The organism is Geobacter sp. OR-1 (genome assembly GCF_000813145.1).
In the GTDB taxonomy this organism is placed as follows: Bacteria; Desulfobacterota; Desulfuromonadia; order Geobacterales; family DSM-12255; genus Geoanaerobacter.
On sequence record NZ_BAZF01000024.1, the window covers coordinates 53,909 to 60,222 of the forward strand.

Consider the following 6,314-nt stretch of genomic DNA (forward strand, 5'->3'; position numbering starts at 1 on the left):
CTGTAAAGCCTTGGTAATCAGCCCACCAGACCCTTGCCGTCGGCAACCATCAGCTCGGACACCAGCCGGGTGAACCTGAGCGGGTCTTTGATCGGCGATCCTTCGGTCAACAGCGCCTGGTCGAAAAGGAGTTCGCAGTAGTCTGCCAGGCGCGGGCTTTCCTTGTCCTTCTCGAAAAGCTTACCCATGACGCTGACGATCGGGTGGTCCGGGTTCAGTTCCAGGACCCGCTTCGATTCCGGGACATCCTGGTTCATCGCTTTCATGATCCGCTCCATGTTGGCGTTGATGCCGTACTCGTCCGCCACCAGGCAGCAGGAGCTGTCGGTGAGCCGGCTGGAGAACCTGACCTCCTTGACCCGGTCGTCGAGCTTCTCCTTGATGAAATCGAGCAGCGAGCCGTATTGCTTCTTGGCCTCATCGCGCTTCTGCTCCTGCTCCTTCTTCTCCTCCTCGGTGTCGAGTTCCAGGTCGCCGCGGTCCACGGCCTTGAGCTTCTTGCCGTCATACTCGTGCAGCGCCTGGGTCACCCACTCGTCAACCGGGTCGGTCAGGAACAGCACCTCGTAATCCTTTTTCCGCAGCGCCTCCATGTGCGGCGAGTTCTCCACAGTGGAGCGGGAGGTGCCGGTCAGGAAATAGATCTCTTTCTGCGCCTCCGGCATCCGGCCTACGTATTCCTTCAGCGACACGAAGCTGCCGGCCTCGGTCTTGGAGCTTTCAAACAGGGCCAGTTCCTGGAGCTTCTCCTTGTTGGCGTAGTCGAAATGCAGCCCTTCCTTCAGTACCGGGCCGAACTCCTTGTAGAACTTGAGGTATTCGTCGAACTCCTTTTCCTTCATTTCGGTCAGGGTGGAGATGGTCTTGGTGACCAGGCTCTTCTGGATCCGCTTGATTTCCAGGTCCTGCTGCAGTATTTCGCGTGAGACGTTGAGCGGCAGGTCGCTGGAGTCGACCACCCCTTTCATGAACCTGAGCCAGTCCGGGAGGAGTTCTTCGCAGTGGTCGGTGATAAAGACCCTCTTGACGTAAAGCTGCACCCCTTTTTTCTGGTCCCGGTAAAAGAGGTCGAACGGCCGGTGCGACGGGATGTAGAGAATGGAACGGAACTCGCTGGTCCCCTCGGCCGAGTAGTGGATGGTCTTGAGCGGCTTGTCATAGTCGTGGGAGATATGCTTGTAGAACTCCTCGTACTCCTCTTCGGTGATCTCGCTCTTCGGTCGGGTCCAGATCGCCTTCATGGAGTTGAGGGTCTCTTCGGTGGTTGTTTCGATATCGCCGCCACCCTCGATGACCTTGCCGTCAACCCCCTTGACCGGCTCCGTGCGGGTGATGTCCATGCAGATCGGGTACTGGACGTAGTCGGAGTATTTCTTGACGATCGACTTGATCTTCCATTCGTCCAGGTATTCCTTCATCTCCTCTTTCAGGTGCAGGGTGATATCGGTGCCGCGACTCTCCTTGGTGCAGTCCTCGACCGTGTAGGAGCCGTCGCCGGTCGATTCCCAGCGGCAACCTTCAGAGGGGCTGCCGGCCTTCCTGGTGACGATCTCAACCCGGTCGGCAACCATGAACGACGAATAGAAGCCGACGCCGAACTGGCCGATCAGCTCCGGATTTTCAGCGAGGTTCTTCCCTTTGAGGCTCTCCATGAACGCCTTGGTGCCGGAGCGGGCGATGGTGCCGATGTTTTCCTCCACCTCGGCAATGGACATGCCGATGCCGTTGTCTCTGATCGTCAGGGTCCCGGCCGCTTTGTCCGGAACGATCTTGATCTTCCAGTCGGCATTCCCTTCGAGCAGCGACTCGTTGGAATGCGCCTCGAAGCGGACCTTGTCCACGGCATCGGAGGCGTTGGAGATCAGTTCGCGGAGAAAGATATCCCGGTTGGAGTACAGGGAGTGGATCACCAGATCGAGCAGTTGCTGGACTTCGGTCTGGAACTGTTTGGTTGCTTTGGACATACTTGCTGGCTCCTCCTGCTGGTTTTTGGTCGATAGGTGAAAAACATAATCATTGGGGCTGGGAATTGCAAGAGGAGATGGTATATTTATATTCTTAAGCAAAAGATTACAATTTCAGTCGGATGATCAGAGAAAGTCATACAACGAGAAATGAAGCAGTCCGCAAGCCAAATCAATAACTATTTCAAGCAGATGGATGGCTGTATCCGGATTTGTCGTGTTCCCGGCATTATCCTGGCGGTAGCGGTTTCGATCCACTATCTTTCAGTTGGCCGTACCTTTGGCGCCAATTCTTCGCCCGGCGGCATTGCCGGCAGCGATCCGGAACTGTGCTATCTAAATCATACCGCCATGATATGGGGAGCGGTTATCGTCCTCGGACTGCTTGCCGCCATAATCGGGCTGCTGCTGAAAATTTCAACGGAGCGCAAACAGGCGGCCAAAATCCTTGAAGAGAAGACGCAGGAGCTTGAACAGCGGGTTCAGGAGCGGACCCTGCAGCTTTCCGAGTCCAACCGGCTGCTCCGGGAGGAAGTGGCCCAGCGGTCCAAGGCCCAGGAAGAGATCGGCTGGTTGAACGACGATCTTGAGAGGCGGGCCCATGCTCTGGAAAATGCGAATAACGAGCTTGAGGCATTCAGCTATTCTGTTTCCCACGACTTAAGGGCGCCGTTGCGGCATATCGAAGGTTTCAGCCGGCTGCTGCTGGAAGAGTGCGAGGCCGCGCTTGACGTAAACGGCCGGGAATATCTCGACCGGGTCTGCAAGGCTACCCGGCGGATGGCGCTCCTGATCGACGACCTCCTGAAGCTTTCCAGGGTCACGAGCGGGTCCCTGAACTGCCAGTATTTCGACATGACCAGGATCGCTACCGAGGTTGTCGCCGAGTTGCGGGAGCTTCACCCGGAGCGGCGGATCTCCTGTACCATTGCCGAGGGTATGGAGGCGTGGGGTGACCCTCATCTGCTGCGGATCGTGCTGGCGAACTATCTGGGCAATGCCTGGAAATACACCAGCAAAAAGGATGAAGCGACCGTGGAATTCGGCTGCCATGACCTTGACGGTGAACATATCTTTTACGTGAAGGATAACGGGGTCGGCTTTGATATGACCTATTCGGACCGGCTGTTCGGGACCTTCCAGAGGCTGCATCATGCCAATGAGTTCGAGGGCACCGGCATCGGGCTGGCCACGGTGCGCCGCATCGTCAACCGCCATGAGGGGCGAACCTGGGGAGTGGGGGAGCCCGGAGTCGGTTCGACCTTCTATTTTGCCCTCCCGATTACTCCCCCGACAGAGTTGCCGCGCGACGCTAAGCCCCATTTGTCTTGATTCCGATCCTGCCCTGTGGTACCGTTACCAGCCCGGGAGGACGCTTCCCGGCTCGATAAAATCCCAATCCCCATCCTGCCTTGTTGATTCCGGAGAACCTGCATGTATTATCCCGATTTTGACACTTTTCAAGGGCTTTCGGCCAAAGGTAACCTGATCCCGGTCTACCGGGAGATCATGGCCGATCTCGACACCCCGGTTTCGGCGTTCCGCAAGATCGACGACGGCCGCTACTCCTTCCTGCTGGAGAGTATCGAGGGGGGGGAGAAGTGGGCGCGCTATACCTTTCTCGGGTCGAGCCCGGGGGTAATTATCAGGACGGCCGGCAACACCGTGGAGATCGTCGAGAATGGCGCTCCACTGAAGCGGCTGCAGGTCGAAGATCCGCTCGGTTTTGTCCGGGACCATCTGGCCCGGTTCACCCCGGTCGAGGTCGAAGGGGTGCCCCGCTTTTTCGGCGGCGCTGTCGGGTATCTCGGCTACGACATGGTGCGCCACTTCGAGCGGCTCGAATCGGACAAACCGGCTGTCATTGGGGCGTGGGACTCCTACTTCGTCATCACCGACACCATGCTCATTTTCGACAATGTCCGGCAGAAGATCAAGGTGGTTTCCAACGTCCATCTGGACGATGCGGCATCTCCTGAAGCGGCCTATGCCGAGGCTGTCGGCCAGATCGACGCCATCATCGCCAAGCTGAAGACGCCGCTGCAGCAATGCGCCGGCCGCAGCTCTGCCGGCAAGGTCGAATTTGCCTCCAACATGAGCAGGCAGGAGTTCGAACAGTCGGTGACCAGTGCCAAGGAGTATGTCCGCGCCGGCGACATCATCCAGGTGGTGCTCTCGCAGCGGTTTTCCGGGGATCTGACCGTTGAGCCGCTGGATATCTACCGCGTACTCAGGACCCTGAACCCTTCGCCGTACATGTTCTTTCTCCGGTTGGACGACACCATCGTGGTGGGGGCATCTCCCGAGGTCATGGTTCGCAAGGAAGGGGACCGGGTGGAACTGCGCCCCATTGCCGGGACCAGGCCGCGCGGCGCTACCCTGGACGAAGACCTGCGGCTGGCCGACGAGCTGCTGGCAGATCCCAAGGAACGCGCCGAGCATGTCATGCTGGTGGACCTCGGCCGGAACGATCTCGGCCGGGTCTGCAAGACCGGGACGGTCAAGGTCTCAGAACTGATGGTCGTCGAGCGGTACTCACACGTCATGCATATCGTATCCAACGTCCAGGGCGAGATCGCCGGAGGCCGTGACGCCTTTGACCTTGTGCGGGCGACCTTCCCGGCCGGGACCCTTTCCGGGGCGCCCAAGGTCAGGGCCATGGAGATCATCGACGAGTTGGAACCGGTGAAGAGGGAGATTTACGGCGGCGCGGTCGGCTATTTCTCGTTCTCAGGGAACATGGACCTCGCCATTGCAATCCGGACCCTGGTGGTCAAGGACGGCAAGATCCACCTGCAGGCCGGCGCCGGCATCGTGGCCGATTCCGACCCGGCAGCGGAATGGCAGGAAACGGTCAACAAATCGATGGCAGTGGTGCGGGCCATCGAGACCGCGGAAAGAGGGCTCGACTGAAAGTTCTTAGAAACTTCTGCCCGACCAGAATATTACTGGTCGGGCAACTGCATAATGGAATCATTTCCCCGCGCTACCGCTAGAATCGAATATCCCATCCCGTATTGATTCGAGACTAACTGCAGGGGTATTTGTCTGCCAAACTGCGTTCCAGCATCCAAGAAACCCAGTAGGAGTCATGCTGGTGCCTTGCATTGTGTTGTTCCCTACAGTACCGGTATATGCTGTCCCACTAGGGAAAGTAAACTTTACCTGATATCCGGTTTTACTCCAAGTTCCACTACCGCCATCCGTCGTGGAAAAGGTATTGTTTGAAAAGAAGCTTACCCCTGCAATGCCGATGGTCCCATCGCAATCCCAATCGAAAAAAAGCTGCCAGCTGCCAACAATTGTAGCGGTTGTCTGGTTCATAACAAATAGCTGCCCGGTTTTGCTGGCAGTCATGGCATAGGAATATGAGGAGGTGTAATATCCAGTCTTGGAAATATTGAGCGGATAATTTCCCAAGGGTATTTGAGTTATGGAGAACGTGCCGGTGGTGCCGGTAATGGCTGTTTTGCCGGCAATGGCCACGGTGGCTCCAGCAACTCCGAATCCAGTGGTACCATCAGAACGGACGGTCCCAGAAAGGGTGTAAGTGGGTAGTGGAGCCATGGTAAATACCTGTGCCGTCTTACTAGCGTTCATAGCATAGGCTGGGTTGGTATAGGTGTAATATGCAGTCTTGGAAATAGTGAGTGGGTAAGTGCCGGCGGATATACCGGTAATGGCGAAGGTGCCAGTAGCGCTGGTTGTGGTTGTTTTGCCCGCAATTGACACTGTGGCGCCGGCCAGCACTGGTCCAGTGGCGCTCCCGGAACGGACGGTGCCTGAGAGTGAGTAAGTTAAAAAGAATAGCTGTCCAATCCTGTCGGAGGTCATGGCGTAGCTAGGGTTAGAGAAGGTATCGTGCCCGGCCTTGGTGATAGTGAGGGGATAGGTGCCCTCTGGAATGCCGGTTATGGAGAAGGTGCCGGTGGCGCTGGTAATAGCCGTCTTGCCCGCTATGGCTACGGTAGCTCCGGCCAGCACCGGTCCGGTAGCGCTACCGGACAGTACGGTGCCAGACAGCGCATGGGTTATGGGCGTCAGGTAGAATGTCTGTGCCGTCTTGCTTAAGGTCATGGGATAGGCGGGGTTGGAATATGGAACATATCCAGTCTTTGAGATGGATAAGGAGTAGGTTCCCCTGGTGATACCGGTAATGGCGAAGGTACCGGTGGCGCTGGTTGTGGTTGTTTTGCCCGCAATGGACACTGTGGCGCCGGCCAGCACTGGTCCAGTGGCGCTCCCGGAACGGACGGTGCCTGAGAGTGAGTAAGTTAAATAGAATAACTGGCCGGTCTTGTCAGAGGTCATGACGTAGCTGGGGTTAGAGTAGGTATCGTGCCCGGCCTT

Annotated in this window: 4 protein-coding genes; 2 read left to right on the forward strand and 2 right to left on the reverse strand. The window is 57.3% G+C overall.

From position 1 onward, the window contains the following. Nucleotides 1-17 precede the first annotated feature (17 nt). Nucleotides 18-1,964, reverse strand: coding sequence for a molecular chaperone HtpG (gene htpG / locus OR1_RS18275; protein ID WP_041974035.1), 1,947 nt, complete (start codon nucleotides 1,962-1,964; stop codon nucleotides 18-20). Between the two features lie 150 nt (nucleotides 1,965-2,114). Here htpG and OR1_RS18280 point away from each other — a divergent pair, with 150 nt between their 5' ends. Beyond that, nucleotides 2,115-3,296 (forward strand): ATP-binding protein, encoded by a 1,182-nt coding sequence (locus OR1_RS18280; RefSeq protein ID WP_052440646.1) that lies wholly within the window; start codon nucleotides 2,115-2,117, stop codon nucleotides 3,294-3,296. Nucleotides 3,297-3,398: 102 nt separating this feature from the next. After that, nucleotides 3,399-4,877 carry an anthranilate synthase component I gene (trpE, locus tag OR1_RS18285; protein WP_041974037.1) on the forward strand — a complete coding sequence of 493 codons (1,479 nt, stop codon included), beginning with the start codon at nucleotides 3,399-3,401 and terminating at the stop codon, nucleotides 4,875-4,877. A gap of 60 nt (nucleotides 4,878-4,937) precedes the next feature. Here the strand turns inward: trpE and OR1_RS18290 are convergent. Next, on the reverse strand, nucleotides 4,938-6,314 hold a 1,377-nt coding region (locus OR1_RS18290; protein WP_193377113.1), incomplete at its 5' end, for a carboxypeptidase regulatory-like domain-containing protein.